Annotated in this window: 23 protein-coding genes and 2 pseudogenes; 13 read left to right on the forward strand and 12 right to left on the reverse strand. The window is 69.4% G+C overall.

Annotation, left to right across the window (positions count from 1 at the left end; genetic code table 11):
* Positions 1-57: 57 nt before the first annotated feature.
* The 3 genes from EOT10_RS30945 (at position 58) to EOT10_RS30955 (ending at position 2,418) form a co-directional block, all read left to right on the forward strand.
* Positions 58-852 (forward strand): maleylpyruvate isomerase family mycothiol-dependent enzyme, encoded by a 795-nt coding sequence (locus tag EOT10_RS30945; RefSeq protein WP_127831674.1) that lies wholly within the window; start codon positions 58-60, stop codon positions 850-852.
* Positions 853-925: 73 nt separating this feature from the next.
* The gene (locus EOT10_RS30950) at positions 926-1,471 is read left to right on the forward strand and encodes a nuclear transport factor 2 family protein (protein ID WP_127831675.1); all 546 of its coding nucleotides are present in this window, start codon (positions 926-928) and stop codon (positions 1,469-1,471) included.
* 194 nt (positions 1,472-1,665) lie between these two features.
* The gene (locus EOT10_RS30955) at positions 1,666-2,418 is read left to right on the forward strand and encodes a dienelactone hydrolase family protein (RefSeq protein WP_127831676.1); all 753 of its coding nucleotides are present in this window, start codon (positions 1,666-1,668) and stop codon (positions 2,416-2,418) included.
* 95 nt (positions 2,419-2,513) lie between these two features.
* Here the strand turns inward: EOT10_RS30955 and EOT10_RS30960 are convergent, their stop codons facing one another.
* Positions 2,514-3,890 (reverse strand): cation:dicarboxylate symporter family transporter, encoded by a 1,377-nt coding sequence (locus tag EOT10_RS30960; RefSeq protein WP_127831677.1) that lies wholly within the window; start codon positions 3,888-3,890, stop codon positions 2,514-2,516.
* Positions 3,891-4,076: 186 nt separating this feature from the next.
* Here EOT10_RS30960 and lgt point away from each other — a divergent pair, with 186 nt between their 5' ends.
* Positions 4,077-4,916, forward strand: a complete 840-nt coding sequence (gene lgt, locus EOT10_RS30965; protein WP_189492278.1) for a prolipoprotein diacylglyceryl transferase — start codon at positions 4,077-4,079, stop codon at positions 4,914-4,916.
* 39 nt (positions 4,917-4,955) lie between these two features.
* Here lgt and EOT10_RS30970 read toward each other — a convergent pair whose 3' ends face one another.
* Together EOT10_RS30970 and EOT10_RS42195 are read right to left on the reverse strand one after the other, a co-directional pair.
* Positions 4,956-5,696 carry an HAD family hydrolase gene (locus EOT10_RS30970; RefSeq protein WP_127831679.1) on the reverse strand — a complete coding sequence of 247 codons (741 nt, stop codon included), beginning with the start codon at positions 5,694-5,696 and terminating at the stop codon, positions 4,956-4,958.
* A gap of 113 nt (positions 5,697-5,809) precedes the next feature.
* Positions 5,810-6,181, reverse strand: coding sequence for a hypothetical protein (locus EOT10_RS42195; protein WP_127831680.1), 372 nt, complete (start codon positions 6,179-6,181; stop codon positions 5,810-5,812).
* A 278-nt stretch (positions 6,182-6,459) separates the two neighbouring features.
* Between EOT10_RS42195 and EOT10_RS30980 the strand changes: the two genes are divergently transcribed.
* The 3 genes from EOT10_RS30980 (at position 6,460) to EOT10_RS30990 (ending at position 10,501) form a co-directional block, all read left to right on the forward strand.
* A complete protein-coding gene (locus EOT10_RS30980) occupies positions 6,460-7,602 on the forward strand; it encodes an ABC transporter substrate-binding protein (RefSeq protein ID WP_127831681.1) in 1,143 nt (380 codons plus the stop codon).
* A gap of 321 nt (positions 7,603-7,923) precedes the next feature.
* Positions 7,924-9,879, forward strand: coding sequence for an APC family permease (locus tag EOT10_RS30985; RefSeq protein ID WP_127831682.1), 1,956 nt, complete (start codon positions 7,924-7,926; stop codon positions 9,877-9,879).
* Positions 9,880-9,982: 103 nt separating this feature from the next.
* Positions 9,983-10,501, forward strand: coding sequence for a hypothetical protein (locus EOT10_RS30990; protein WP_127831683.1), 519 nt, complete (start codon positions 9,983-9,985; stop codon positions 10,499-10,501).
* Positions 10,502-10,557: 56 nt separating this feature from the next.
* On the opposite strand, the gene EOT10_RS30995 is transcribed toward EOT10_RS30990, so the two are convergent.
* Together EOT10_RS30995 and EOT10_RS31000 are read right to left on the reverse strand one after the other, a co-directional pair.
* Positions 10,558-11,586: an alpha/beta hydrolase gene (locus tag EOT10_RS30995; protein ID WP_127831684.1), complete on the reverse strand. Its 1,029-nt coding sequence runs from the start codon at positions 11,584-11,586 to the stop codon at positions 10,558-10,560.
* A gap of 150 nt (positions 11,587-11,736) precedes the next feature.
* Positions 11,737-13,353: a phosphodiester glycosidase family protein gene (locus EOT10_RS31000; RefSeq protein WP_127831685.1), complete on the reverse strand. Its 1,617-nt coding sequence runs from the start codon at positions 13,351-13,353 to the stop codon at positions 11,737-11,739.
* Between the two features lie 214 nt (positions 13,354-13,567).
* On the opposite strand from EOT10_RS31000, the gene EOT10_RS31005 reads away from it, so the two are divergent.
* Positions 13,568-14,596 carry a sporulation protein gene (locus tag EOT10_RS31005; protein ID WP_127831686.1) on the forward strand — a complete coding sequence of 343 codons (1,029 nt, stop codon included), beginning with the start codon at positions 13,568-13,570 and terminating at the stop codon, positions 14,594-14,596.
* Positions 14,597-14,833: a twin-arginine translocase TatA/TatE family subunit gene (locus EOT10_RS31010; RefSeq protein ID WP_127831687.1), complete on the forward strand. Its 237-nt coding sequence runs from the start codon at positions 14,597-14,599 to the stop codon at positions 14,831-14,833.
* A gap of 89 nt (positions 14,834-14,922) precedes the next feature.
* Here EOT10_RS31010 and EOT10_RS31015 read toward each other — a convergent pair whose 3' ends face one another.
* Positions 14,923-15,549, reverse strand: coding sequence for a carbonic anhydrase (locus EOT10_RS31015; protein ID WP_127831688.1), 627 nt, complete (start codon positions 15,547-15,549; stop codon positions 14,923-14,925).
* 141 nt (positions 15,550-15,690) lie between these two features.
* Here EOT10_RS31015 and EOT10_RS31020 point away from each other — a divergent pair, with 141 nt between their 5' ends.
* Positions 15,691-16,200, forward strand: coding sequence for a hypothetical protein (locus tag EOT10_RS31020; RefSeq protein ID WP_127831689.1), 510 nt, complete (start codon positions 15,691-15,693; stop codon positions 16,198-16,200).
* 29 nt (positions 16,201-16,229) lie between these two features.
* On the opposite strand, the gene EOT10_RS31025 is transcribed toward EOT10_RS31020, so the two are convergent.
* Entirely contained in the window at positions 16,230-16,733 is a 504-nt protein-coding gene (locus tag EOT10_RS31025) for a MarR family winged helix-turn-helix transcriptional regulator (RefSeq protein ID WP_127831690.1), read from the reverse strand.
* Positions 16,734-16,824: 91 nt separating this feature from the next.
* On the opposite strand from EOT10_RS31025, the gene EOT10_RS31030 reads away from it, so the two are divergent.
* Positions 16,825-17,274: an SgcJ/EcaC family oxidoreductase gene (locus EOT10_RS31030; protein ID WP_127831691.1), complete on the forward strand. Its 450-nt coding sequence runs from the start codon at positions 16,825-16,827 to the stop codon at positions 17,272-17,274.
* A gap of 44 nt (positions 17,275-17,318) precedes the next feature.
* Here the strand turns inward: EOT10_RS31030 and EOT10_RS31035 are convergent, their stop codons facing one another.
* Positions 17,319-18,308 (reverse strand): MDR family NADP-dependent oxidoreductase, encoded by a 990-nt coding sequence (locus EOT10_RS31035; protein WP_127831692.1) that lies wholly within the window; start codon positions 18,306-18,308, stop codon positions 17,319-17,321.
* Positions 18,309-18,403: 95 nt separating this feature from the next.
* Here EOT10_RS31035 and EOT10_RS31040 point away from each other — a divergent pair, with 95 nt between their 5' ends.
* On the forward strand, positions 18,404-19,360 hold the full coding sequence (locus EOT10_RS31040) for a helix-turn-helix transcriptional regulator (protein WP_127831693.1): 957 nt from the start codon (positions 18,404-18,406) through the stop codon (positions 19,358-19,360).
* Between the two features lie 458 nt (positions 19,361-19,818).
* Here the strand turns inward: EOT10_RS31040 and EOT10_RS43230 are convergent.
* From EOT10_RS43230 to EOT10_RS31060, 4 genes and pseudogenes are all read right to left on the reverse strand, one after another.
* Positions 19,819-20,043 (reverse strand): annotated as a pseudogene (locus EOT10_RS43230) (hypothetical protein); the annotation flags it as partial.
* A gap of 494 nt (positions 20,044-20,537) precedes the next feature.
* Positions 20,538-20,861, reverse strand: a pseudogene (locus EOT10_RS43235) (site-specific integrase); the annotation flags it as partial.
* 85 nt (positions 20,862-20,946) lie between these two features.
* Complete coding sequence (locus EOT10_RS31055) at positions 20,947-21,693, reverse strand: hypothetical protein (RefSeq protein ID WP_127831696.1); 747 nt, start codon at positions 21,691-21,693, stop codon at positions 20,947-20,949.
* 704 nt (positions 21,694-22,397) lie between these two features.
* Complete coding sequence (locus EOT10_RS31060) at positions 22,398-23,369, reverse strand: GlxA family transcriptional regulator (protein WP_127831697.1); 972 nt, start codon at positions 23,367-23,369, stop codon at positions 22,398-22,400.
* Positions 23,370-23,498: 129 nt separating this feature from the next.
* Here EOT10_RS31060 and EOT10_RS31065 point away from each other — a divergent pair, with 129 nt between their 5' ends.
* Positions 23,499-24,467: an NADP-dependent oxidoreductase gene (locus tag EOT10_RS31065; protein ID WP_127831698.1), complete on the forward strand. Its 969-nt coding sequence runs from the start codon at positions 23,499-23,501 to the stop codon at positions 24,465-24,467.
* The last annotated feature ends 102 nt before the right edge of the window (positions 24,468-24,569 follow it).

The raw sequence follows: 24,569 nt of genomic DNA on the forward strand, positions 1-24,569 counted from the left end.
CCCGGTCTTCAGGAAAATCACTGTCCGGTTTCCGGGGCACGGTGATAGAAATCCGGCGTGGACAAGACTCTGGACTTCCCTGATCTGCTGCGGCTGATCGACGAACGCTCGACCGCCTTCCGCGCCGCGGTCGCCTCCGCGCCCAGCCTCGACGTACAGGTTCCGACCTGCCCCGAGTGGACGCTGTTCGATCTGGTGCAGCACATCGGCGAGGGGCGCCGCGACTGGGCCGCCACCGTCGCCGCAGGGCCTGCTCCGGCCAAGTCCGCAGCGGAAGGCGCCCCGGCTGCGCCTCGGGAGCGCGAGGCCCTGTCGGCCTGGTTGGCGGAGTCCACGGAGCAACTGCTGGACGCACTGCGGAAGTCCGGCCCGGATCGCGGTTGCTGGGCGTGGTGGGAGACGTTGCAGTCGCCGCACACCTCCGGTGCCGTAGCCCGGCACCAGCTCCAGCAGATGGCGGTGCACACGTACGACGCCCAGATCACCGTAGGTGCCCCGCAGCCGCTGTCGACCGAGGTGGCGCTCGACGGTGTCGACGAGTTCCTGTCCACCTGCGTCGCAACGACAAGTGCCTGGCCGCACAAGCCCGCTACCGCCGACTTCCATGCCACCGAGGGTCGCTCCTGGCGCCTGTCGCTGTCCGCCGACGGCGCACGGGGCACTGTTCTCCCCGCTCCCGGCACTCCGGACGAGAACGCGGATGCGGACGCGGACGCGGACGTCGCCTCCGTCCGTGGCACGGCGGGTGACCTCGTCCTCTATCTGCACGGCCGTATACCGCTGGACTTGCTGAAGGCCGACGGCGACCGAGAGGTCTTCGACCAGCTCGAGGCTTGGGACCCGGACGAGTAGGGCGTCCGGATGTGCCGGACGTGCCGGAAGACCGGTTGACCTCAAGCGCGCTTGAGGGAGCAGGCTTTCCGGCATGGACAACATTGAAGAGCTCCAACGGCAAGTGTCGGCCCTGACCGACCGCGCGGAGATCAGCGACCTGCTCGACCGCTACCTGCGTTCCCTGGACGACGGGGTCTTCGACGAGGAGTGGGCTCGCGCGTTCCACACCGAGGACGTCACCGCGGAGATGCCCATCGGTACCGTCCACGGTCGCGACGCCCTGCTGGCCCATATCCGTCGGGGGATGGCGCTGTTCGACCGGACCGTGCATCTGGGCACCAACGCCGTCATCACGATCGACGGCGACCAGGCCACCGCCCGCGGTGCCCAGCTCAGCACCCACGTCCTGGCGGACGGCTCGGACGGCTCGGACAGCTCGGACGGCTCGGACGGCGTCTTCGTTTCCGCCGGCCACGTCGACACCAGACTGGTCAGGACGGCTGACGGCTGGCGGATCTCCGCTTCGGCACTGCGGGTGGTGTGGACCCAGGGTTCCCCACCACGACTCCCGCACGACCTGACGCCGACTCCCTCGGGCCCAGAGGGCTCTGGGCCCGAGCCTCGTCCCGTGGACTAGGCTGGAGACATGACTACCGGGACGGCCTCGCGCCACACACAGATCGGTGACCCGGTGCTCTCCTGAGCGCCGAACGGGCCGTACAGCGCCCGCAGTTCGACCGAGGATCCCGCTCCGCCGCAGCGCGGGCCCCACCTCCGTCGTGTTGATCACAAGCTCGAAGCTCGACACATCAACCACGACAGGAGAACCCCGTGCCCACCAAGATGCTGACGATTCCCACTCCGGACGGCCGGGCCGACGCTTTCGTCGCCTTCCCCGACGACGGCGAGCGGCACCCGGCCGTACTCATGTACTCGGACGCCTTCGGCCTGCGGCCCGTGATTCGGGAGATGGCACGCGAACTTGCCGGACAGGGGTACTACGTACTCGTCCCCAACTTCTACTACCGCCATGGTCCTGCCCCGGTGTTCGAACTCCCCGAGTACATCGACGAAGGGGCACGGCCCGCCGTGTTCGCCCAAGTGATGCCTTTGCTGAAGGCACACACCACCACTGAACGCAGCCTGCGCGACGCCGACGCCTACCTCACGTTCCTCGCCGGCCGGCCCGAGGTCAGCGCCGGGCCCATCGCTGTGACCGGCTACTGCATCGGCTCGCTCCTGGCGCTGCGCACGGCCGCCGCCCACCCCGACGAGGTGGCCGCCGTCGCCGGTTTCCACCCCGGCTTCGTGGTCACCGACACACCCGAGAGCCCGCACCGCCTCGTACCCACACTCAAGGCCGAGGTCCATCTCGGCCTGGCCGAAGGCGACATGACGCCCGAGATCATCAGTGAACTCACCCAGGCCCTGGATGCCGCCGGGGCGGGTGACACCTGCGAGATCTACCCCGGCACGGTCCACGGCTTCACCATGTCCGACACCGACGCGTTCAGCGCGGCCGGGCTGAAGCGGCACTGGGACCGCCTGCTCTCACTCCTGGACCGCACCCTGACCGACAAGTGAGGCGCCGGCCCGCAAACAAACCCTGAAAACCCTGAAGCCGGGTCCGGGGCTACGCACACACGTCGCGCGGCCCCGGACCCGACGGGCCCGGCACGTCAGGAGCTGTGCTCCTCCTTGGAAGTGTTCGAGACGTCGGAAGTGGCCGTCTGCGAGCTGACCCGCTCCTCCTCGGGCACGAACGGGATCTCCCCGCCCAGCACCTTCGTCATCCTGACCTTGTCGAACACGCCCTCCCACTTGGACACCACGAAGACGGCCACGCAGTTGCCGAGCAGGTTGGTCGCCACGCGCATCGAGTCCATGATGCGGTCGACGCCGAGCAGGAGTGCCACGGCCCCGGCCGGGATGACGCCGAGCGCGGCGGCCGTGGCGGACAGTGCGAGGAAGGCGGAGCCGGGCACTCCCGCCATGCCCTTGCTCGTGAGCATCAACACGAGTACGACGGTGATCTGCTGACCGAGACTCAGGTGCACCCCGACGGCCTGGGCGATGAACAGTGTGCCGACGGACAGGTAGATCGACGCGCCGTCGAGGTTGAAGGAGTAGCCGGTCGGCAGGACCAGGCCCACCGCGTCCTCACGGCATCCCGCCTGGCGCAGCTTCTGCATCATGCGCGGCATGACGGCCTCGCTGGAGGCGGTTCCGAGTGCGAGGAGCATCTCTTCGCGGGTGTAGCGGACGAACTTCCACAGGCTGACGCCGGTCAAGGCCTTGAGAGCGAGGCCGAGGAGGCAGAGGAAGACGAGAGCGACGCCGTAGCAGACAGCGATGAGCTTCCCGTACGTCGCCATGGAGCCGATGCCGTACTCGCCGACCAGGTGGGCGGTCGCCCCGAACACGGCGAGCGGGGCGAGCTTCATGATGAAGCCGACGATGGCGAAGACGACGTCCTGGGCCTGTTCGATGGCCGGGAGGATCGCGGGAACCCGGGTGTTGCCCAGGTGGAGCAGGGCCGCACCCACCAGGCAGGCCAGCACGAGGACTTGGAGGAGAGAGTTCTCGGCGAAGGCCCCGATCGCGCTGTCCGGCAGCGAGTGCAGGATGAAGTCGCTCGTCGACGGGAGGGAGCCGCCGCCCGTCTTGTCGCTCACGGCCGACGCGTCGAGCGATGCAGGGTCGACGTTCATGCCGACTCCGGGGCGCACGACGTTGCCGGCGACCAGGCCCACGACCAGGGCGACCGTCGTCGCCACCTCGAACCAGACGAGAGCCTTGAGCCCAATGCGTCCGAAGGCCTTGAGATCCCCGGCCTTGGTGATGCCGGCGACGACCACGCAGAACACAAGGGGCGAGATCATCGCCTTGATCAGACGGACGAAGCCGTCCCCGAGAGGTTGGACCGCGGTGCCCGCGTGGGGCCACAATCGTCCGACCAGGACGCCGATGACGAGGGCGATGGCGACTTGGGCGAACAGCGACTTACGCAAGAAACGCGCGATACGTCGTGCCGGGGACGGACCGGTGTTCGACATGTGCGACTCTCCACAGTTGCAGCAACTTCCAACATGCGGAATATAAATTCCGCCATTCCGCAACTATGTCGGTGCAACCACCACGTGTGAAGAGTCCTCACGGCGCGGGGTGAACTTTGGCGCATGCTCCAATCGTTGGATCATTCGACCGATCCGGGCCGCCCAGCTCCGCGTACGCTCAGCCGCATGTTGCTAGCCGCCATCCCATCGCCCTCGATAAACGGGTTCTCTCTCGGCCCTCTGACCATCCACTTCTACGCGTTGTCCTACATCGTCGGCATCGGCCTCGCCGTCGCCCTGGGCCGACGCCGGTGGCGAGCCGCGGGCGGTGACCCGGTCCAGGTGGAGGATGTCGCCCTGTGGGGAGTGCCGTTCGGCATCCTCGGCGGCCGTATCTACTTCGACCTGACCACACCCAAGGGCATCCCACCGCACTGGTGGGGACCTCTGGCGGTGTGGGAAGGCGGCCTGGGCATCTGGGGCGGCGTCGCACTGGCCACCGTGGTGTGCGTCTGGCGGCTGCGCCGGGCCGGGGTGGAAGTCCCGGGCATGATGGACGCGCTGGCTCCCTGCCTGCTGATCGCGCAGGCGATCGGCAGGATCGGCAACTACTTCAACCAGGAGTTGTTCGGCGGCCCGACCAACCTGCCCTGGGCGCTGGCGATCGACCCCGCCCACCGGCCGGACGGCTACCTTCAGAACGCCACCTTCCACCCCACCTTCCTGTACGAACTCATCTGGGACCTCCTGCTGGCCGGCTTCCTGATGTGGCTCGGGAGCAAGGGGAAAGTCCGGCCGGGAAGCCTGTTCGCGCTCTACGTTGCCGGGTACTCCGCCTTCCGCATCTTCGAGGAGTCACTGCGCGTCGACTACTCGCAGTACATCCTGGGCATGCGGCTCAACTTCTACATCGCGTCCCTGATGATGCTGGTCGGCCTGGCCTGGTTCGTCGTTCTGCAGCGGCGACCGCACCCGCGGGAGCAAGGGGTGCCATCCGCCACAGAGCCTGCCCTCAGCAAGGACTGACCGGCACGGCGTCCGTCGCCACTCGGACTCGGGTGTGGTTCAGCCGGACTGGCGGGGCACACATGACAGTTGGTCGGGGAGGTCGGTGAGCCGTTCGATGCGGAGCACCGACTCGTCCGCTACCGGCGACGGTCCACCGGTGACGAAGTCGACGCCGCGGTCCAGCCAGATGCCGGTGAGCCCGGCGAGGGCGGCCGCATGCACGTCGCTTCCCAGCATGTCGCCCACGTTGACCGCCTGCGCGCAGTCCGTCCTCATCCACCGGCAGGCGGAGGCGTAGGCGGCCGGCTTGGCCGCACCCAGTTCGGTCGGGGTCAGGACGGCTTCGAAGTACTCGAGGAGGCCGAAGCGGGCGAGTTTGGCGCGCTGTTGCTCGGGGTCCCCGTTGGTGAGGACGGCCAGACGGGGTCCTCGGGGAAGCCGTTTCAGTGTCTCCAGGCAGGGTTGGACATCGGGATAGCAGCGCCAGGACTCCTCGAACACGGTGAGGTACCGCTCGGTGATCCAGGCGTCCAGAAGGGCGGGACTGTCCGGAACCGGCTCGCCGAGCATCGGCAGGAACGAACGCAGCCTGCGTCGGTGGTGCTCAGCGAAGGAGCACTCGCCGTCGAGGTACTCCCGCATGTGGCGCGCCTCCAACGCCCACCACGACGCCACCAGTTCGTCCGGTGACGCCATCGCGTTCGGCGCGTCCTGGACGATCCGGCCGATCGCTTCCCAGACCGCGCTTCGGTGATCGACCAGCGTCCCGTCCAGATCGAAGAACACCACGTCTGCCATGGGTCGATCATGCCGTGTGTCGACGCCGAGTCGCTCGAAGCGGCGATGCAATGCGGCGTCGTCCGAGAGCGGGCTGAACGCTTCCCGGACGTCACTGGTCTCCCGCGGCCGGGTTACAAGCCCTTGCAGATCCGGCGGGCCTCGCCCAGGTCCTTCTTCGCCTTCTCGTCGAAGTCGAACATCCTGGCGTGGCGGTCCTGTGATCGGCGGATTGCCTGTGCGAGGGGCTGGTACTCGGTGTCCCCCGCGGCAGCCGACGCGGACAACGCTCCCGCCGCGGCATACCGGTTGAGGGCGATCTCGCCTTCCGACCCCTTCGTGGTGTACTTCGACTCGTCGAATCCGTCGAGTGCCTGGCAGGCGGCGCGGGCATCGTCTGCCGGGCGGTATCCCTCAGCGGAGCCTCCGCTGCTGCCGTCGCTGAGCGACCACGCCACGGCGACTCCCGCGCCGCCGAGCACGAGGCCCAGCAACAGCGAGACCACAACGGTCGTCGTACGGCTTCGGGGCGGGGCCCCTACGGGAGCGGTTGCCTGGGCAGGGGCGGCGTGCGGTTGCTGTGGGTGCATCCGGCCAAAGATAGTGCGACGTACCGCCGGGGTCACCTATGACCGGCATGACTACCTGGTCACCCGGGCACGGCCGCCGCGGCGAGACATGATGAACTCGAAACGCCGCCCCGTCCCGCGCGAGGTCCGGGCGGGCCACATCCACATCGCCCAAGGGGAGACGCCACCCGATGAACATGCCGGTGGATACGCCGATGAATACGCCGACGAACACGCAATCAGCGCTGTCCGCAGCGGAGTTCACAGAGCGGTCGGAGGGGTCGGGCGGGTCGACCGTCCGCCTGGGCGCCCTCGTCCCGTTGACGCGGCCCGGATGGGTCGAGGCGGGCCGGCACCTGCTCGCGGGGCTCGAACTGGCCGTCAGCGAGGTCAACGGCGCCTGCGGAATCGACGGCAGACCACTGGAGTTGGTGGTTCGGGACACCGCGGCCGATCCCGAGCGGGCGGCCGCGGCTGTGGACGAGCTGGCCGCCTCGGGCGTGGCCGCCATCGCGGGCGAGTACCACAGCGTCGTGGCCCGTACGGCCGCCGCCCGGGCCCACGCGCTCGGCGTGCCGTTCCTCTGCTCGTCCGCGGTGCTCGACGCCCTCGTCGACGAACCCTCGGAGTGGGTCGCTCGCGTGGCCCCTGCCCAGTCCCACGGCTGGCGGGCCTACGCGGACTTCCTCGTCGGCGAGGGCCGGCATCGGATCGCCGTGGCGACCCAGCCGAGCGTCTACTGGGCGTCCGGGACCCGCATCCTGCGGGACCACCTCACTCCCCGCGGCGGCAGTGTCGTCGAACTCGACACGAACACGCTCACACCCGAGGCCCTGTGCGACGCGCTTGTCGACCACGGCGTGACGGCGCTCCTCCTGCTGGTCGGCCACCCGGAGCCGGCGACGCCCATCGTCAGAGCCGTCCGAGGCGACAGCCGGCTCGCGGACCTCCTGATCGGCGCCCCGGCCGGGCAACCGGAGTTCACCGGATGGGCCACGGCCCTGGGCAGGGACGGTGCCGGGATCCCCTTCCTGCGCTACCTGCCCGAGCACCTCGGCCCGCTCGGCGAACGCGTCGGCAAGGAACTCCACCAGCGCCTGGGCGAGGCGGCCTCCTTCGTCGCCTTCGAGGGCTGGGACACCGTCACCGTCCTCGCCGAGGTGTTGCGCTCCCACGGTACGGACCGTGAGGCCATCGCCGAGTCATGGCCGCGCGTGGCAGTCGAGGGCACGCGCGGCCCGATCCGCTTCTCCCGCACACCCGGCATCAACGTCTGGCAATGGGCCTGGGCACCCGTCCAGATCGTCGACCGGGACCCGGCGGAGCCCGACCGCTTCCGGATCCTCCACACGGACTGACAGATCCTCCACACCGGGTGACAGATCCTCCGCACCGGCTGACCGGCGACGGGCTTCCGGCCGCCCAGACCTGTCAGCCCCCCGCTCCGTCGCCCCTCGGCAACCCCTGCACGCTCCGTGAGTCGCCCCTCAGCCACACCCCTCTTCACACTCCGTGATCGGGGCAGCACCTGCGCTCTCCCCGCGAGTCCTTAACGGAAGCTTGACGCGCTCCGCGAGATCAACCGTGGGCCCGCGTGTCACTCTCTGCTTACGCTGGTTTCCGCCGTCCGAGTGATGGCGGAAACCCCACGCTGAGCCGCACATCGGGAGAGCACGTCCATGGCCACCACCGAACAACCGCCGCCGAGTCGACTGCGGACGTGGATGCTGGAAGGCCTGGGCGACATAGGCAAGGCGGGCGGCCACACCGGCCCGCACGCCGTGCCCGAGCCTCCGCACAAGGGCCAGCGCTGGTGGCGCGTGATGTGCCTGACCGGTGTCGACTACTTCTCCACCCTCGGCTACCAGCCGGGCATCGCCGCCCTCGCCGCCGGCCTGCTCTCGCCGATCGCGACGGTCGTGCTGGTCATCGTCACCCTGGCCGGTGCCCTGCCGGTCTATCGCCGCGTGGCCGAGGAGAGCCCCCGGGGCGAGGGTTCCATCGCCATGCTGGAGCGCCTTCTCTCCTTCTGGAAGGGCAAACTCTTCGTCCTGACCCTGCTGGGCTTCGCGGCCACCGACTTCCTGGTCACCATGACCCTCTCCGCCGCGGACGCCTCCACCCACCTCGTGGAGAACCCGCATCTGGTCAGCACACTCCACGGTCACCAGATGGTGATCACCCTGATTCTGCTGGCGCTGCTCGGCGCCGTGTTCCTGAAGGGCTTCCTGGAGGCGATCGGTGTCGCGGTCGCCCTCGTCGGCGTCTATCTCGCCCTCAACATCGTCGTCGTGATCGTCGGGCTGTGGCACGTCGCCACGGCCGGGCACGTGGTCACCGACTGGACCAGCGCCCTGACCACGCAGCACGGCAACGTGTTCGTCATGATCGGCGTGGCCCTGGTCGTCTTCCCCAAGCTCGCCCTCGGCCTGTCCGGCTTCGAGACGGGCGTCGCCGTCATGCCGCACGTCCAGGGCGACGACAGTGACACCGACGAGCGCCCCACGGGCCGTATCCGCGACACGAAGAAGCTCCTGACCACGGCCGCTGTCATCATGAGCGCCTTCCTGATCACCACCAGCTTCATCACGACGGTGCTGATCCCGGCGAACGAGTTCAAGGCGGGCGGCCAGGCCAACGGCCGCGCGCTCGCCTACCTCGCCCACGAGTATCTGGGCGGGACCTTCGGCACGGTCTACGACATCTCGACCATCGCCATCCTGTGGTTCGCGGGCGCCTCGGCCATGGCAGGGCTGCTCAACCTGATGCCGCGCTACCTTCCCCGTTACGGCATGGCCCCGCACTGGGCGCGGGCCGTCCGCCCGATGGTCATCGTCTTCATCCTGGTCGCCTTCCTGGTCACCTGGATCTTCGACGCCGACGTCAACGCGCAGGGCGGCGCCTACGCCACAGGCGTGCTGGTGCTGATCAGCTCCGCGGCGATCGCGGTGACCATCGCCGCCCGCAAGGCCGGGCAGCGGAAGTGGACGATCGCCTTCGCGGTCATCGCCACCGTGTTCCTGTACACGACCGTCGTGAACGTCATCGAGCGCCCGGACGGTGTGAAGATCGGTGCCTGCTTCATCGTCGGCATCATCCTGGTGTCGCTGGCGTCCCGGCTGGCCCGCGCCTTCGAACTGCGCGTGACGAGCGTGACGCTCGATCCGCTGGCGGAACGATTCATCCGTGACATCGCCAGCCGCAAGATCCGGTTCATCGCCAACGAACCCGACGCCCGCGACAAGGCCGAGTACCGCGACAAGATCGAGCAGATCCGGGCCGACAACGACATGCCGGACCAGGAGGACTTCGTCTTCGTCGAGGTCACGGTCACCGACCCCTCCGAGTTCGAGGCGGGCCTGACCGTGCGCGGCGAGGTCCTGCACAACCGTTACCGGGTTCTGACCGTGGAGTCCGCGTCCATCCCCAACGCCCTGGCGGCCCTCCTGCTCCACGTCCGGGACATGACGCGCTGCACCCCGCACATCTACTTCGAGTGGACCGAGGGCAGCCCCTTCGCCAACTTCCTGCGCTTCTTCCTGTTCGGCCAGGGCGAGGTCGCCCCGGTCACCCGCGAAGTCCTGCGCGAGGCCGAACCGGACCGCGAGCGTCGTCCCCGCGTCCACACCGGCTGAGGGCACCGGCCCACGTCAGAAGACCGTCAGGATTCGCTCGGCCGGCGTCAGGACCCCGTAAGCGACGGTCGCCGGCCTCCTTGCGGCGCCTAGCGTCGGCCCCATGGGAGGAATCAGACCGGCGGACACGGCCGACGACCGTCACTGGCGTGGCAGCGCGCGGCTCGCGGTGAGCTGCGGCGTGGTGTTCTGCGCCCTGTGTCTTCTCGTCGACTGGGACGCGGGAAGCCTGTCGCCCGTTCGCGCTCTCCTCTGGTTCGCGCTGTCGGCCGCGCTGTGCGCCGTCCTGCTGCCACAGCGGGTGAGCGCGGGCCCCGGCTGGCTCGCGGTACGCACCCCATGGCGCCGGTGCGTCGTCCGCACGGACGCGCTCGCCGCCGTACGCCAGTACGGCGGCATCTCCTCCCCCGTGGTGCTGCGCGACATCTACGGCCACCGCCTGGAACTGGACCCCCGGACACTCGCGGCCAACCCCCTGCTCTGGCACGAACTCGACACCGGCGTCCGCCGCTCCCTGGAACGCGGAACCCTCCGCCACGGTGCGGACGACCTGGCCCGTCTGGGCCACCGCATCGACGACGAGACGGCCCAGGCGGTGCTCCGCGCCTCGGGAATCTCCTGAACCCAGCGCCTCTGGACCTCAGGACTTCTGGACCTCTGGCCCCAGGACCTCTGGACTCAGGACGCGGCCGGGGCCCGCAGCGCCCCGAGCAGCATCGGCAGCGAGGCGTGCAGCTCGCGTTCCCAGTACGGCCAGCTGTGGGTGCCCGGCCCGTAGAAATTGGTCGTCACATGGTGGGCGCCGGCGCGTTCGAGCGCGGTGGCCAGGGCGTGGTTCTGACGGTTGAAGTCGGCTTCGAGGGCGTTCCTGGCGCCGGGCGGATCCAGGGGCCCGGCGGTGCCGTCACCGCACGACAGGTACACCGGGATCGTCTTGAGGCGCTTAGCCAGGTAGTACGGGTCGTGGGCCGCCCACACGTTCCGCTGGGCCACAGGGTCGCCCCAGACCCTGAGCGGGTCGTTGCCCTGACCCGCGAAGAATCCCATGATCCGGTTCACCGACTCGTCGTTCAGCAAGGGGTGTACGGAACCGGAGTACGCGGCGGCCGCCTTGAACAGTCCCGGGTGACGGGCCGCGTACAGCAGCGCGCCCTGTCCGCCCATGGACAGGCCGGCGACCACACGCTGCGGGCCCGCTCCCCAGTCGTCTTCCAGGAGCCGGCGCAATTCGCCGGTGTGGAACGTCTCCCAGGCCGGGTCGCCACCCTGCCCGTAGTTCCACCAGTCGCTGTACCAGCCGTTCCAGCCCGCCTCCGGCATGACCACGAGCACGTCGCGGAGGCTGTCGATGCGGGCGATGTCGGTCCGGCTCGTCCATGACGTGTAGTCCCCGCAGCAGCCGTGCAGCAGCCAGAGGGTCGGCCAGTGCCGGCGACGGTCCTGGTCCTGCGGGTTCCAGCCGTCGGGTGTGAGCAGTCGGACGTTCACGGTCCTGCCGCCGAGGGCCGCGGAGCGTACCGACAGATCCACCTGCCGGTCCGCGACCTGCCTGACGCCGACCACCTCCGCTCCCCGGGTGGGAGCGGAGGCCCGTACGTCGCTGGGCGGGGTGGCGGCCAGGGTCGGCGTGTTCGGTGCCATGGCCAGCAACAGGGCCACCAGGACGAGCAGGACGGGTCTCGCGCGGCGCGACGTTCGGCTGTTCATGGCGGCTCCCGGAGGTCAGTGGTCACGGGGTGGCAGGGTGGCTGAGTAGCGAAGTAGCGAAGTAGCGGAGTCGCGGAGTGTGCCGGGCAAGGCGGGTTGGGATGGTGCGTGGCGCGCGCCCGCCTTTGTCAGCTCCTTGTCAGCTCCCTGTCAGCTCCTCTCGGGGAGGATCAACAGGGCGTCTCCGACGGGGCGTTCACCGGTGGCGTCCGAAGGGACGTTGATCACCTGACCGTCGACCACCATCGTCGTCGATCCGCCGCCGTCGAGGTTGATCGCGTCCCGCAGCCCGAGTGCCTTGGCGACGGCGGCGCTCTCGGGGATGCTCAGGCCGAGCGCGCCGGTGCTGCGTCCGTCGGCCGTGACGAGGACGGTCCGGCCGGCCGCGTCCGTCCCGGCCAGCGTGCGGGGGTTCCGTTTGTGCACCCAGCCGTAGTAGAAGCTCGGATTGCCGGGCTGGACCATGCCGTCGGCGGCAACGGTGACGTGCTCGCGCCCGTCCCGGACGAGTTCAGGGCCACCGTTGAGGACGCTGGTACCTGCGGGCGGGGAGACCGTCCCGCCCTGCTCGTCCTTCAACGCGGACTGGACGCGCAGTGGCTGGCCGACCTTCGCCAGCGCGCTCAGCCGCGCGACGTCCTGCCCGGTCGCCTGTACGGAACTGCCGCCCTTGGGCAGTGGTCCGCCGCGGGGCGAACGCGCTTCCACCACCCGGCCGTGACGGTCGATCACGGCCTCGACCCCCTCACCGCTCGGCGTCCGCTTGCCGAACTCGGGTGTGAAGGCGACGAGTTCGTCGTCGTCCGTGCAGGTCACGTCGTGCAGCGGCAGGGCCGTCGGCTTGTCGTCGGCGGTGCCACCGCAGTTCCTGATCAGGCCGGGGACACGGTTGATCCCGTCCAGTGGGAGCGACGCGGCCCGGCCGGTCACCTTGGCCTGCCAGGTGAGCCGGGTGACGCCGGTCCGGCTGCCGGAGTCGTGGACCACCAGGGCGGGGCGCCCGCTCACGGGTTCGCTCAGCACCCGGCCGTCGTACACACCGACTCCGGCCGGGTCCCCGGGGGCTCCGGCCTTCGGGTCGAGGACGAAGAACCCGGCGTTGATCCCCGCGTTCGCCCCTGCGGCGGCCATGAGTTCACTGGTCTTCTCCCTGTTCTCCAGGTCAGGGCCATAGGACGCCTTCAGCGCGCCGTGGAAGCGGTGCGGGTCGATGGTGAGCACGTCGATCTTCCACGGGCCCCGGCTTCCGGGCTCGCCGTCCCACCCGCGGTACACGGCGGCCCCTGTGTAGCCGGCCGTTCGGAGCCTGGTGCGCTCGGCGGTGGCCGCGGACTGTGAGTCGAACTGCCCGACCCGGACGCGCCATCCGAGTGTGCCGCCCGCGAAATCCGCTGTCCTGGCCGTCGTGACCTGCTCGGCCCGCGCGTCGAACGTGGCCGCCCGCAGGTCGGCGACCAGTTTGTCGGCGCTCGCGCGGTCGTTGAGCGCCGACGGTGGCGCATCGGGGTCGGGCGAGCCGGCACCGGCCGGGATGGAGACCTCGACCGTCCACCCGAGCGCCGGGGCGTCGGCGCCGCGCACGATCCGCGTGAGCGTGACGCCGGGCTGGAGCTGCTGCGTGGTCCGCGTCTCGGGCAGCCCGGCGGGGCCGAGCGGCAAGGTACCGGCGGGCCCCGAGCTCGGCGCCGACGAAGCGGGCACCGAGGTGGCCCCCACGGCGGCGAGAACGACCAACACCGTGCCCAGGCCGAACAGTCTGCTTTTCACGAACCCCCCACAGGTCGAAGAACGGCATCCGCAACAGTGCTTGTGGTCGAGACCACTCGTCAAGGCATGCGCACGTCACTCCGGCGGATCGGCACACGACGGCAGCACCGGCCGTATGCTTCTACATGCTTGTAGAAAGCAGAAACCCTCGTAACCCCAGTAACCCCCATAACCCTCATAACCCCCGTACGAACAAAAGGGAGTGAACGCCTCGATGGTGTTCAAACGACTGCTCGGCTCGCTCGGTGTGGGCGGCCCCACCGTCGACACGGTCCTCGCCCCGGGAGCCACCGCTCCGGGCTCCGCACTCTCCGGCCGGGTCCATCTCAAGGGTGGCAGCGGCGACTTCGACATCGAGCACATCACGCTGGAACTCGTCGCGCGCATCGAGGCCGAGCACGAGGACGGCGAGAGCCATGGCACCGTCGCCTTCGACCGGTTCGTCGTGGGTGGCGGATTCCGGCTCGCCGAGGGCGCGGAGCACAGCGTGCCGTTCTCGGTGACGCTGCCCTGGGAGACCCCGGTCACCGAGCTGTACGGGCAGGGCCTCGGCATCGTCCTCGGGGTGCGCACCGAGCTGTCGGTGGCCGGCGCCAGGGACAAGGGAGACCTCGACCAGCTGGCGGTCGGACCGCTGCCGGTGCAGGAGGCGATCCTCGAAGCCTTCGGACAGCTGGGCTTCGGCTTCCGGTCGGCGGACCTGGAGTACGGGCGGATCGGGGGCACCGGCCAGCAGCTGCCCTTCTACCAGGAGATCGAGCTGACCCCGGCGCCGCAGTACGCGCACGCGGTCAACGAGATCGAAGTGACGTTCCTCGCCGCTCCCGGCGGCATGGAGGTCGTCCTGGAGGCCGACAAGCGCGCCGGCTTCTTCTCCGCCGGCCACGACGCGCTCACCCGCTTCACCGTCGCCCATGACGGCGTCCACCACCAGGACTGGAACGCGCTGGTCGACGGCTGGGTGCGGCAGTTGGTCGAGCATCGGTCGGCTTACGGGTCACAGGCCGCCGCATACGGGTCGCAGGCTTCCGCATACGGGCATGCCGACCACGGCCACTATGCCGACAGCCACCATCACCACGACGGCGGTCACCGTTCCGGGCCCGGCATGGGTACGGTCGTCGCGGCCGGCGCGGCCGGGCTCGCCGTCGGCGTGGTCGGCGGCTTGGTCGCCGCCGAAGTCGTCGACGAGGTCGGGGACTTCTTCGAGGGCGACGACGAGAACGAGGGCGGCGAGGACTGAATGTTCGGGATCAGCGAGATAGGCGTCATCCTGATCGTGGTCGTCCTCGTGCTCTGCGCGAAGAAGCTGCCTGAACTGGCCCGTTCCGCGGGCAAGTCGGCGCGCATCCTCAAGGCGGAGGCCAGGGCCACGAAGGAGCACGAGAACGACAGCGGCTCTGCCGAGACACCCCGCGTCATTCCGGGCGAGACGGTGACTCGACCTCCGGAACCTCCGGAGCAGCACCGAACTCCCTGACAGGGAGAGGCATTTCAACGAGGCGCCGGGCGGCCACCACCATGGCCCGGCGCCTCGTTGTCGTCCGCCGCTGACGCGGCGGGGGCCGGCTAGCCCGCGGAGACGCCGTGGGACGTGACCAGGCGGGCGCTGCCGTCGGCCAGACGATAGGACAGGCCCACGACGGCGGTGCGTCCCGCGGCGACCTGCTCGGACAGTTCCCGGGAGCGGTCCATGAGGAAGTCGACCGAGTGCCGGACGTGTTCGGCGATGAAGTCGTCGTCCTCGCTGACGCCTGCGGCGCGGGCGGCCAGCACGCTGTGCGTCACCTGCTCGATCACGTCCCTCACATACCCGGGCGCGGTCGTCCCGTCCTCCACGGCGGCGCGGGCCGCCGCGACGGCACCGCACGCGTCGTGCCCGAGGACCACGACCAGCGGGCATTCCAGGATGCTGACGCCGTACTCGATGCTGCCCAGGACCTCCGGTCCCGCCACGTGCCCGGCGGTGCGCACCACGAAGAGGTCCCCGAGCCCACGGTCGAAGATGATCTCGGCGGCCAGCCGGGAATCGGAACACCCGAACAGCACGGCGAACGGGCTCTGGACGGGGGCGATCTCGGCTCGGCGGGCGGCGTCCTGGTGGGGGTGTTCCTGGGTACCGGCGGCGAAACGGCGGTTGCCCGCCATCAGCAGGTCGAAGGCTTCTTGCGGAGTGGAGGGTGCGACGTCAGTCATGGCCGCAGGCTACGACCGACCCGGCTCCGCCGCCCGCCGGGAGGCCCTCACCGCCCATGTAGAGTCCCGGCCACGACGCGCACCCCGCGGACCGACTCCCTCGCCTACGGGAACGGAGCGGACCACGAGAGAGGATGTCCGGTGAAGAGACGGACGGTGCTGTTGCTGGGCGCGGCAGCGGTGGTTGGTGGCGGTGCCGGTGGCGTGGGCTGGTGGACTTCAGCCGACACACGCCGCCGCCCCGAAGACCACACCGACAAGGCCGCGGTGGCGAAGTACTTCCCGGCCCTGGGCCCGCTGGTGAAGGCGCACTGGGCGACGAATCGCGACGGCGAGGCGGGCGGGCGCTCCCTGCTCCCCTCGCCCGACCTCGTCTTCACCGCGGTCCTCCAGCTGCAGCCGGGCAAGGTGGCGGGGTTGGTGGCCGGCGGTGGCTTCGACGTCGTAGCTGCGGGTGTCCACCTTTCGTCGTTCGAGAAGGGCCTGTCCAACTACCTTCCGGCGGGCGCGAAGTGGGAGCACAGTGACACCTTCGACGACGAGGTGTCGAGCAGGTTCGACGGCGGCCGGTGCTACCTGGACCGGGCGACCGACACAGCCTTCGTCCGGGCGGTCAACCCCAAGGGGACGGCTGCACCCACTCCCACCTGAACGAGGTCGATGCCTGGCCCCGCACGCGGTCACTGATCGCTCTTGGCCCTGGACGTCCTGGTGCGCTGCGTGGTGGCGGCCTTGCGGATCTCCTCCGTGGCGGCGCGGAACGCGGGCGCGGCATGCCTGAAGTAGTCGAAGAGCAGGGCGCGTTGCTCGGGGGTGTAGCGGGCCAGGACCTCGGCGATGTGGCGGCGGGCGGGGCCCACGACCTCCTCGGCCCGTTCGAGTGCGCCGGGCACCGGCTCGACGATCACCCGCCTGCGGTCCTTGGGGTCGGCGGCACGGCGGGCGTATCCGGCCCGTTCGAGGCGGTCGATCAGGCGCGTGGTGGCGCCGGTGGTGAGCCCGGTCCTGGAGGCCAGTTCGCCTGACGTCAGGCTGCCCTCCAGGCTGATCAGGCTCAGCGCGTACCACTCCGACGTGTGCAGTCCGGCCGCTTCCGCGCTGGCCAGGCCCTGAAGCCCCACGGCGTCCAGGTACTGACGGAAGACCACGTGCTCGTCGGCCGGGTCCGCAGGGGTTGTGATCAAGGGAGCCACCTCCTAGAGTTATCTGCATGCATGCAGATAATGCAGATATGCAGAATCTGCTCCAGTCTAACCAAGAGAGGTGGCCCTCGCCATGACGACCACGCAGGACACCGCCGCGATCACCTCGGTACTGAGCGAACTCACCGCCGCCTGGGGGCGACACGACGCCGAGGCATACGGCGAACTGTTCACCCAGGACGCCACGTACGTCACGTTCACCGGCTCCCTCCACCAGGGACGGCAGGAGATCACCGACAGCCACCGCGCCCTGTTCACGACGTTCCTCAAAGGCACCGAACTCGCGGACGAGGTCATCGGCATCCGCTTCCAGGGGGCCGACGCGGCCATCGTCAGCGGCCGCGGCGACACCTACAAGGGCGAGCGACCGCGCAAGCTCACCAAGATCCAGACGTACACCTTCGTCCGCGAGGACGACGGCAAGTGGCGCATCGCCGCGTTCCACAACACCAAGCGCAAGCCGCTGCTGGAGTTCATCTCCCAGCGGCTCAGCCCGAAGCCGGAGCCCGTACGCAACGGCTGAGCCGTTCAGGGGTCCGGGTCACGACCATCACGACCAAATCACCATCACGACAGCCGTACTGAGACGTTGCCCCGATACGCACCCCGCAGCAGGGCGAGGAACGCCTGCGGTACGTCCTCGATCCCGCCCTCCACGACTGTCTGCGGATAGACGAAGCGGCCCTCGTTCAGCCAGGTGCTGAAGTGGTCGTGCCACGCCTCGATCTGATCGGGCGTGTGGTGGCAGGAGAACGGCAGCAGTTCGACGCCCTTGGCCTCGGCGGCCGCTCGATCGGGGCGCGGGAAGCGCTCCGTCGCGCCGCCGAGCTGGCTGGACAGGGAGCCGCAGAGGGCGAACCGTGCTCCGGGCCGGGCCACTTGGAGCGCACCCTCGTACTGCTCGCCGCCCACGACGTCGAAGAAGACCGAGATCCCTTCGGGCGCGAGTTCCCTGAGCCGGTCGGCGGTGGAGCCGTCGTGGTAGTCGAACGCGGCGTCGTAGCCCAGCTCGTTCACCAAGTGGTCGGCCTTCGCCGGGCTGCCGGCGCTGCCGATCACCCGCGCCGCACCGAGGCACTTGGCGATCTGTCCGGCCAACGAGCCCACCCCGCCCGCCGCGCCGGAGACGAAGACCACGTCGCCTTCGCCGACGCCGGCCACCTCGGCCATCCCGTAGTAGGCCGTCGGTCCCTGGCCCAAGTAGTAGCCGGGGTCCGCGTAGAGCTCACGGCTGAGCTTGACGTACGAGGCGGCCGGGCCCGCCGAGTACTCGCTCCAGCCGCTCATCGACTGGACCAGGTCGCCGACTTCGAGGTCGGGGCCGGCGGACCGGACCACCGTGCCGATGGTCGCCACCCCGACCCGCTGCCCCGGCTGCCAGGCCGGCACCGGGATCGTGCAGTCGGCCCGCATCAACTCCAGGTAGGTCGCGGCGAGCCCGATCCGGTCGGTGCGCACCAGGACCTCGCCGTCCACCTCGGTCTTGGCGACGGTGAAGTGGTCGGGCGTGGGGGTGCCGGTGATCTGGGCGGTCAGCTGGATCTCACGGGTGATCATTCTTGTGTCGTCCTCGCCTCGGGTGTGGTCCTCGGGATCGACCCTAGGGAGGCTTCCGGCCAGTTTCTGACCGGAAGTCCGGGCAGGATGTCGTCATGGCGAACACGAGCTCACGCACGCTCAGACTGCTCTCGCTCCTGCAGACCCACCGGCACTGGTCCGGCCCCGAACTGGCCGGCCGGCTCGGGGTCTCCGAGCGGACGCTGCGCCGCGATGTCGACCGGCTGCGCGAGCTCGGTTATCCGGTCGGGGCGGCGCGGGGCACCGACGGTGGCTACCAGCTCGCGCCCGGCGCCGTCCTGCCGCCGCTGCTGCTCGACGACGAGGAGGCGGTGGCCCTCGCGGTGGGAGTCGGTGACGCGGCGCAGAGCGGGATCGCGGGGATGGAGGAGGCGTCGCTGCGCGCACTCACCAAGGTGGTCCGGGTCCTGCCGCCCCGACTGCGGGCCAGGGTGGACGCCTTGCGGGCGATGACCGTCTCCGCCGCCGCTTCCGGGCCGGTCGTCGGGGCGGGCGTCCTCACCGCCGTCGCCCAGGCGTGCCGGGACGAGGAGCGGCTGCGGTTCGGCTACACGGCCAGGGGCTCCGCACCCACGGAGCGCGAGGTCGAGCCGCACCGCGTCGTCGCGCTCGGCGGACGCTGGTACCTGGTGGCCTACGACCTGGGGCGGCACGACTGGCGCAGTTTCCGCCTCGACCGGCTGACCGGCCCGACGGCGACCGGCACGCGCTTCCGGCCGCGACTGCTCCCCGGCGAGGATGCCGTGGCCTTCGTCCAGGAGGCGACCGGGGCCCCTGCCCCGTACACGGTCGAGGCCCTTGTCCACGCGTCCGCCGACCGGGTGCGGCAGACGGTCGGCCACTGGGGCACAGTCGAACCCGTCGACGAGAGCAGCTGCCGGCTCACCATGACGTCGGCTTCCCTGGACTGGCCGACGCAGGCACTGGGCAACGTGGGCGCCGAATTCGAGGTCCTGGGACCACCGGAGTTCGCGGCACACGTCCGGGAGTGGGGCGCCCGCTTCGCCCGGGCCACGCGCGCCGCCACGTGAGGTTCTCCGCCGTGGCGCCCGGGGCGGTTCACGCGAACGCTCCGTCCGGGAGGCGCCGCACGGGATCGGGCCCGAGTATCTGGAACAGAGCCCGCTCCGGCTTCCTCCCCTCCCAGCCGAGCGGGCTCCAAACGTTGGGTCCGAAACGTGGGTCCGAAAGATCGCGTCCAGCCAGTGCCGCGGCATCGTCGCCCGGTTGAAATACGACTCCCGCGCAGCCGCCGGCAGTCCTTCCGCCAGACGCGTATTGATCTCCACGTCGAACATCCCGGTGTGGCCCAACCGCGGGGCGGACTGGGCCGTGCGCCGTGGCCGATAGAGCAGAGCCTGGTTCATGCGACCGCACCCCAGCGAGCCGCCAATGTCTTCCAGTCCGCGGCCGCCCGCATCGCGGCGTCCTCCGTGACGTGAGCGTAGGTCGTCATCAGCGTCTGAATGTCGGCATGTCCCAGGCGGCGCTGCACGACGTGCTCGGGAACGCCGGCCAGGAGCAGCGCCGTGGCGTGAGTGGGCCGGAACCAGTGCGGGGTCCATCCCGCCGACAGCAACGGGTACCTGCGCTTGAAGCCCTCGATCCAGTCGTAGACCGTCTCCGGCCGCAGCGGCCGCCCGAACTCCCCCGGAAGACATTGACGAACACCGGCACGTCGCCGCGCAGTTCGAGACCCAGGTCGACCAGCCAGAACAGGTACTCTCCGTGGAGCTCGTCGATGTCATCACTGATGTAGACGCGCCGATACTGCTGGTTCTTCACCCGCAACCGCCTCCGCTGGCCCTCGCGCGGCCGCACCTCCACCCACGCGGTGGTGCCCGTGCCCGGATGCCAATCACCGTGCTGCATCAGCAACGCCTCGGTCAGCCGGAGCCCGGTCTCCTCCAACAGCATCCACAGCAGCCGCATCCGCATCCGCATCCGCAGGTCACCGGACCAGCACCGGTGCTCGCTCTGGAAAGCCGCCGCGTCCTGCTTGATCACTGTGATCTGCAAGGGCGTCAGGAATGGTGGCGTCGGCTTCGGGGCGCGGCGTCGGCCGACGACCCGACGGCTCTGGCCTCCGCCGAGGTGCCCCAGGAACGAGGCGTACCGGCCACGTGACTCCATCGTGCCGCCCTTGACGTGGACGTAGAACTGCCGGGCAGCGGGCACGTCCGCGACGCTCGCCTGGTAGCGGTAGAAGCTCATCACCGCGGTCAGGGCTGCGTCCACGGTGCTGTCCGGCACGGGCTTGTCCGGGCGGAGCCTGAGCACGGAGGGATCGCTGCCGCTGTTGCGAAGCCGCTGCCTGAACCGAGCCAGGTCCTGGACACCGACCTTCCGCCAGTCCTGATCGCGCTCTTCCAGCAGCGACCACCACAACGCGAGGCCATGCGCGTAGCTACGGACGGTATGCGGCGAGTACGGCTCCTGCCGCAAATGCTCCAGATACTCCTCGACCGATGTCCCTTTAATCTTCGAGCGCTGCCATTTCGAAGAAAGGGTCGTACTCGACAGAGCCTGGATCGCTTACTTGAGTCTGAGTGGCTGTCAGTTACCGAAAATTAGTGGCTTATTCGTTCAGGTGGACCAATGGCTGGGCCTCCCAAACTCACATGTGACCGGTGAGGTGCAGCTCTTCAGCGCTCGGATCGGCGGCACTGCAGAGTTCGATGGAAGCACGATAGGGGGTGCGCTTACTCTCGGCGGCGCCGTGATCGGCGGCAGCCTCCACCTTCGTCGAGGTTGCAGGATCAACGGAAAGATTCGGCTCAAGGGATCCAGGATCGGCGGAGCCCATATGGCTCACGACCTCGTTGTCCACGGTGTCATCGACGCCATCGGCGCACACACCGAAGAGGGCTTCTCGTTTGACGATGTCATCTTCGATCGCCCCAATGATTGGGGCCTGATTTTGACGGCAGCGCGGGCCCCAAGGGCGGTGTTGCACTTGAATCGATCTTCCGGGGGCCCCGAAAGTTGTCTGGTTGACTTGAGTGGGTTCGTCTATGACCGACTCAGTGAACGGGCGGAAGCTGACGCCCGGCCCACTGTCAAGGAGCAGTTGGCCTGGATCAGAAATTATGGGGTCTTGGATGGCTCTCCCCATCCCGCCCGGAGTCACGGTTTCATGCCCCGCCCGCATGAACAACTTGCTGGCGCCCTCCGAACTGAAGGTCGTGAGCAAGAAGCGCGAAGGGTTCCCAGGAGCAAGGAACAACTCCGCCACAAGGCCATGGGTCGGCTGGGATCCATGTGGGGCACGATCCAAGACATAACTGTTGGCTTCGGATATCGTCCCGGTCGTGCGCTTGCGTGGTTGTTTGCGGTTCTGACGGTTGGCGCGACGTATTTTCATCAAGTGGGACTGCTGCCCCGCACAGCACCGGGTTCGGGCCCTGCCTGGGATCCATTCCTGTACACCCTCGACGTCCTCATCCCCCTGCTGAACTTGGGGCAAGACACGGCTTGGGACCCCACCGGTTGGGCGAAGGCTGTCACCGTCGGGCTCATGGTGACCGGGTGGATTTTGGTCACGACCGTAATAACCGGAGTAGGAAGGGCTCTCAAACGGCAGTAAGCCTCAATGACACGCTGCACCGATGCCCCAGATGGTGAGCCGGTCTCCCGCAACGCCCCATCGAAGAGCCTGTTGAGCCGCCGAACTCGCCGAACCCCACGCCGTGCGGCAACACCGGGGCGATGACGTCAGCGGAGTCGAGCGACTCTGACCGCACCCCGATCGTGTGAAGCGCCCGCCCAGCTCGAACCAGCAGTCACGATCACGGGCGCCGACGAGACGACCGTGCTGACCATGGCGAAGACCCTGAAGCGCTGCCACAACATCACCGGGCCCACCAGGAGGGCAGCCGGAATACGCCGGAAACGTGCCGTAGGCCGGGGGGAACGGTGAGTTGCTTGCCGCTACTGCGCTGAACCGGTCGCTGGGCGGGGATCGTCCGCCCAGGCCGTGGCTGTCGCGAGGCTGGGGGCGGTGCCGACTGGAATGTCCGCGTTCTACGCCAATTCCAAGGTGCCAAGAGCTGATCGAGCTGCGGCTTGTCAGGCTGCTGCGGGTGTGGGGCGGAAGGTGCGGCGGTATGCCTGGGGTGTGACCCCGATGGTGGCATGAAGGTGCTGGCGCAGGGAGACGCCAGTGCCGAATCCGGCGCGGTCGGCAACCAGGTCGACGGACCAGTCGGTGGTCTCCAGCAGGTGCCGGGCCAGGTCGACGCGCTGGCGGACGAGCCACTGGCCGGGGCTGATGCCGACCTCGTCGCGGAAGCGGCGGGTGAAGGTACGCACGCTGACGTTGGCGTGAGCGGCCATGTCAGCCAGGGTGACGGGTTCAGCGAGGTGTTCCATGATCCACGCCTGTGTGGGGGCGGTGCCGGGGGCGGTGGGGTCGGGGACCGGGCGCTGGATGTACTGGGCCTGGCCGCCGTCGCGCCAGGGCGGTACGACGCAGGAGCGGGCGACCTCGTTGGCGATGTCGCTGCCATGGTCGCGGCGGACGATGTGCAGGCACAGGTCGATGCCGGCGGCGACCCCGGCAGAGGTGAGGATCTCGCCGTCGTCGATGAAGAGAACGTCGGGGTTGATGCGCGCGGTGGTGAACATGCGCTGCAGGCGGTCGGCTTCGCGCCAGTGGGTGGTGGCGGGGCGGCCGTCGAGCAGTCCCGCGGCGGCCAGCACGTAGGTGCCGGTGCAGATCGCCACGATCCGGGTTCCGGGGCGGATGGCGGCCAGGGCCTCGCGCAGGGTGTCGGGCAGGCGGCCCTCCTCGCGGATGGGGCCCAGCGCGTGGGAGGGCGGGATGACGACGGTGTCGACGGTGGCCAGCAGGGAGGCGTCGTGGGAGACGGTGAGCTGGTAGTCGGCCTCGGTGCGGACGGGGCTGCCATCCAGGCTGCACGTGGTCACGGAGTAGAGCCGGTTGCCTGTGCGGTCGCGGGCGGCGCCGAAGATCCGGGCGGGGATGCCGAGCTCGAAGGGGACGACGCCTTCCAGGGCCAGAACGCCAATGTGGTGCATGGCCCGATCCTTTCATTCCATGGCCATCGGGCCACTACTGGGGGGCCTTCCGCCCAGGCAGTCTGAGGACGTGCCCAGGAGAAACGGCACGAACGACAAGAAACGCACTGCTGAAAAGAGCACGTCATCATGGACCAGGCCACCAGCCCCTCGACCATGCGCGCCGTCTCCCAGGACGCCGCCGGAACCCCGGAAGTCCTCAAGGTCGTCGAGACGCAGCGTCCCGTCCCGGGCCTGGGCGAGATCCTGGTCCGGGTGCACGCGGCAGGCGTGAATCCGACCGACTGGAAGACCCGCGAGCGCGGCGTGTTCGCCACCGGGGCCAGGCCGCCGTTCACTCTGGGATTCGACGTCGCTGGGGTGGTCGAGGCGGTCGGCGGCGGGGTGACACTCTTCGAGGTCGGCGACGAGGTGTTCGGGATGCCGCGCTTCCCGCACCCGGCGGGCGCCTATGCCGAGTACGTCGCCGCCCCGACCCGGCACTTCGCCCCGCGCCCCAAGGGCCTGGACCACATCCAGGCCGGCGCCTTGCCGCTGGCCTCGCTGACCGCTTGGCAGGCCCTGGTGGACACCGCGAACGTCCAGCCCGGCCAGCGCGTCCTGATCCACGCGGCTGCCGGAGGCGTCGGCCACCTGGCCGTGCAGATCGCCAAGGCCCGCGGCGCATACGTCATCGGCACGGCCAGCGCCGCCAAGCACGAGCTGCTGCGCTCGCTGGGCGCCGACGAGCTGATCGACTACCGCACCCAGGACTTCACCGAGACCCTCCGCGACGTCGATGTCGTCCTGGACACCCTCGGCGGCCCCAACTGGGCCCGGTCCCTGCAAACGTTGCGGCTGGGCGGCACACTGATCTCGATCCTGCCGCTGGACGACACCTTCCCCGCCAAGGAGGCCGAGGCGGCCGGTATCCGGGTGGTGTTCATGCTCGTCGAGCCCGACCATGCGGGGTTGCGCGAGGTTACCTCCCTGGTCGAGGGCGGCCGCCTGCGCGTCATTGTCGACGAGGTCTTCCCCCTCGAAGAAGCCGTCCGGGCCCACACGTTGGGTGAGATCGGCCGCACCACCGGCAAGATCGTCCTCTCCATCACCCCCTGACCCACCCCGCTGCTTCTGCCCTGCGGCAGCCATGCCGCCGGCTCCCCGGCCTGCGTCAGGCAGCCGACGACGCCGGGGACGGCAACTGTCGGCCGTGCTTGA

The organism is Streptomyces antnestii (assembly GCF_004005495.1).
GTDB lineage: Bacteria > Actinomycetota > Actinomycetes > Streptomycetales > Streptomycetaceae > Streptomyces > Streptomyces antnestii.